General features: G+C 66.6%; 5 protein-coding genes. All 5 read right to left on the bottom strand.

What is annotated here, in order from left to right:
* The coding region (locus tag AHiyo1_RS25760; RefSeq protein WP_059389801.1) for a hypothetical protein at positions 1–208 on the bottom strand (208 nt) is incomplete at its 3' end.
* Between the two features lie 190 nt (positions 209–398).
* Positions 399–836, bottom strand: coding sequence for a DUF4913 domain-containing protein (locus AHiyo1_RS20430; protein ID WP_059389800.1), 438 nt, complete (start codon positions 834–836; stop codon positions 399–401).
* 11 nt (positions 837–847) lie between these two features.
* Positions 848–2101: a type IV secretory system conjugative DNA transfer family protein gene (locus AHiyo1_RS20425; RefSeq protein ID WP_253257503.1), complete on the bottom strand. Its 1254-nt coding sequence runs from the start codon at positions 2099–2101 to the stop codon at positions 848–850.
* Positions 2011–2616: a hypothetical protein gene (locus AHiyo1_RS27430; protein WP_253257502.1), complete on the bottom strand. Its 606-nt coding sequence runs from the start codon at positions 2614–2616 to the stop codon at positions 2011–2013. The genes AHiyo1_RS20425 and AHiyo1_RS27430 overlap by 91 nt, the downstream gene beginning before the upstream one ends.
* Positions 2613–4085, bottom strand: a 1473-nt coding sequence (locus tag AHiyo1_RS20420) for a helicase HerA domain-containing protein (protein WP_059389802.1), incomplete at its 5' end; no start/stop codon positions are given. The genes AHiyo1_RS20420 and AHiyo1_RS27430, both read right to left, overlap by 4 nt.

Here is a 4085-nt window from a genome sequence, read left to right as displayed (position 1 = left end):
GGGCGACCGCCACCCGCGGTGCGGACGACACCTCATCCGGCACGAACCCAAGCCACGGCAATGTACACAGCGCTACCGCGAGGCCAAGCCTGTCCGAGGCGCCCCTTCCCCGGCCAGGATCAACAAACCGGAACAACTCATCCCTGCCGATCTCCGGGAACTCCCGGAGCCGTTCCAACTCTTCATCCGTGAATATCTGAACAACCACTCAGCACGCCCTCCGACCACCACCACAAATCTCTTGGTCAGGAGCCTACCCAAGCCTTATCCGCCCGATTTTTCCCGGATACTACGGCGACCCCCAGGGGCGCTCTGAATGTTTGTAGGGTGTGCCGGGTTCACCGTACCGGACACTGCTTTGTGGACAATAGAGCCCGTCCGAGTTTCGGGTTGTCCTTTTAGACAGGTAGTGCCCGCACGTCGGGGAACCAGCCTTCGGGTGCCTTTTTGGGTTCGAGGTGTTCGGGGTCGCGGTGTTTTTGCATGTCGCATTTGTAGAACGGTCCGCGGGGGTCCAGGAGCACGTTCATGTGGTGGTCAGCGTGGTCTTTGAACCAGACGCTGATGCCGGTGGCTCCGTCGAGTCTGAGGTGTTCCCATGCCCGCCACAGCGCTTCGACGCGGGAGAGTGCTTCGGGGTGGAAGTACCATTCGAGGCACCATTTTGCGGCGCGGCCGTCGACGTCGCGGACGTAGGTCGGCAGGAGCTGTTCGTGCAGGAACTCCTCGGCTGAGCCGTAGACCAGTTCCGGTGGCTTCTGCTCTTCCGCCGGCCTCTCGGCAGGTGCCTCTGAGTTGGGGGTGGCTGTGCTGAATCGTCCGATGTTGCTGGCCATCTCAGAGCCTCCTACTTTGTGACCCAGGGGTTGGCCACTGGCCCGGCAGCCGCCGGTGGGGCCGGTTCTTCGGGGCGGGGGCTGTGGGTCTTGATGGACGCTTCGACGGCGTCCTTGCGGGTGCCGGTGTACCAGGGCAATGTCCGGACCAGGGTGGCGGGTGCCCCGGAGGCGAGCACGACGGCGCGGCCGCGGTCGAGTTCGGCGAGGTTGGAGACGTCGAAGATGCGTTCCTTGGCCTCCTGCCGGGAGCGGCTGGACCCGGTTTTGCCGGTGGAGATGGAGATGTTGGTGTAGCTGTAGTCCCCGATGAGGTCCGAGAGTGCGCGGAGGAAGCCTTCTTCGGCGACGCCGCCGCCGTAGACCTTCACGTTCGCGGCGGACCAGATTTTCCGCATGTTCGCCTCCCCCCATAGTTCAACGCCCTGGGACCAGGACTGCAGGATGGCCATGACGATCAGGCCCTTGGAGCCGTAGTGGCTGAACTGGTCCGGCAGCCCGGCCCAGCGGACGACGTTGGCCAGCTCATCCAGGGCGAACAGCGCAGGTTTGGGCAGCCGCCCGCCGCTGCGCTCGGCCCGTTCCTCCATGGCTTCCGCGATGGCCACCGTCAGGGCCGTGGTGAGCGGCGCGGCGGAGCCGGCCCCTTCCTTGGAGAGGATGTAGATCGTCTCCCGAGAGGCGGCGAAGTCGCGCGGGTTGAACCGGCGCCGGGGATCCGTGGCCACGGACGCGCCGCGGGCCGGGGCGACCCAGCGCAGCGTGTTCCTGGACTTGAGGCACTGGATCATCTTCTCGGCGGTGCCGAAGATCCCGTCGCGCTGCTTGTCGGCCAGCTTCAGCGTGGACTCCAAGCCCTTGTACTGCAGCTCGTAGTCGTGCTCCTTGAGGATTTCGATGGGTTCCTGACTGACCTGCTCCGTCACCCACAGATACACCCGGGTAATGGGCAGCTCCCCCAGCGCGGCAGCGAGGAAGTACGAGGAGAGGATGTCTTCGGCCTTCGGGTCGAAGTACGCGTCCGGTTTGGACCCCGGGAGGCGTGAGCCGACGGCGAAATGCTGGGTGAGTTTGTAGGCCTTCTCCTCGTCCGTGACGTAGGAGAGCGGGTTCCACCACCAGTCCGGTTCTTCCTGGGCGATCTTCTGCGGATCGAACACCCACACCGGAGCGGTCAGGACCCGCACGCCGCGGGTGCCGTCCACGACGTCGCGCTTGTTCGAGGTGGAGACCACGGCGCCGGGTGCGTCCAGGATCGCCGGCATGACCCGGGAGGTCGACTTACCCGTCCGGGGCCCCAGATGTCGATGCTGAGGTCTTCCCAGGACTGGATGAACTTTTGGCCGGTCGAGACGACTTTGCCCACCACGATGCCGGGGGTGTCTTTCACGCCCAGGCGCTCGGCCGTCGCTTTCGCGCCCTTCTCGGAGAACGCGGCCAGGGATTTCCCGCGCCCCAGGTACCGTGCGGCCTTATCGACCCGTGCACGCTTGGACGCCCCTTTCTTCCAGGCCACCAGCACGACGAGGGCCAGGACCAGGACCATGCCGGCCATGAGGGCAGCGGCGACCGTGGACTGGACAGGCCAGGGCACCCGGCCCTTGGCCAGCCCGGCGATCAGATCAACGGGCTGCGCCGGGGGTGCGGCGATGCCGGCCATCCAGGAGCCCAGATGCACGGCAGCGTAAATGCCCCCGCCAAAGACAACGATGAAGCCAATGGCCACCCACACCAGCAGGACATCTCCGAGGCCCATTCCTTTGCGGTTCGGCGCACTCACGGTGTCTCCCCTTCCACGGGCAGAACAGGCGCGGCAGGATCCATGAGCGTCTCGGCGGGTGTGCTCCATCGGGTGTTGGTGTCGTTCAATCCCTCGTCCTGTTCGATCGACGTGAGCCCGATCTGGACCGGGATTCCCGGGCGGCCGCCGACCTTGATCAGGAACTTCCCCCGGCCCGGGGGTTCGACGTCGACCCCGCGGGAGTCCCATGCGGGCGGGTCCTGCCAGGAGATGAGTTTCTGCTGCTCCTGCCGCGACAACGGGATCGCTGAGGTCAGCAGCGGCATCTCCGAAGCGGGCAGGCCGCCGCAGATCACCATGCCGGAGCGTTCAACGAATCCGCGGGCCTTCATCCTGTCCTCTTCCGCCGGCAGTGCCAGCAGGTCGGACATGGTATGGGAGATCATGATCTGCCCGACACCGACCGAGCGGTTCAGGCGAGTCAGGGCGTCCACCCGGTCCACCATGCCCTTGCCCGAGCGCAGCGCCCGCCACAGCTCATCCAAGACCACGAAGTAGTTCCGGCGCGGCTCCAGGCCGGCATCTGCCAGGGCATTGGCGACGTTGACCGTTCCGAAGCCGTAGGACCAGCAGGCGAGCAGCACAGCGGCCTGCAGGTCCGTCTCGGTCTCGTCGATGCTGGAGACGTCGAAGACCACGGCGCGGTCCCGTTTCATGGGGTTGGTGGTCTGGGCGGAGAAGATTTCCCCCAGCTTCCCTCCCCCGGCCAGGCCCAGCAGGGTTGCCTCCAGCGCCCGGGTTTCCTGCAGGTAGACCGCGATGTCGCCGCGGTCCAGGGCGACCTGGCGCAGCTCCTCCGGGGCGGAGACGATCACGTCCAGGAGGTCCTTCAGGACCGGGATGCCGTCGAACGTGTCATCGAGGACCCGCAGGGCCCGGTCCAGGATCGTCTGTTCCTGGTCCGTGGGCGGGTTGTTCCGGCTGATCGTGATGAGCGAGACGACCATGTTCAGGCGGCGGCCGTGGGCGTCGGCCCGGACCCGGGTGGCGGCTTCGTGGTGGCCGCTGGCCTCAAGGAGCTGGGCGACCTCGACGGCCTGGCCGGGATCAAGAATGTTCAGGTACCCCACGCCGCGGCCCAGGGAAATGACCTGCCCGCCGAGAGCCTTGACCGCCTTGACGTGCTCGCCCTTCAGGTCCCCCAGGACCAGGGGGTGGACGCCCTGGGCGGAGAGCCCCAGGAACATGCGGCGCACCAGGGTGGACTTCCCCAGGCCGGGCTTGCCGAGGATGAACGCGGAGGGGTTGGAAATGAGCCGTGCGCGCTGGAACCAGCTGATCGGGTCGCAGCAGACGGTGGCGTGGGTTTCCTCGTGGCGTCCGAGCGGGACGCCGATCATGGGCGAGGACGCACCGGAGGAGAATGGCCACAGCCCGCAGACCTGCACCGTCGTTCCCCGGTACTCGGTCACGGACGGGACGAGCGCGGCCATGCCCCCGCCGCGCCC

The sequence above is a fragment of the Arthrobacter sp. Hiyo1 genome, assembly GCF_001263615.2.
GTDB lineage: Bacteria > Actinomycetota > Actinomycetes > Actinomycetales > Micrococcaceae > Arthrobacter.
This window is presented reverse-complemented; position numbering and strand designations above follow the sequence as displayed.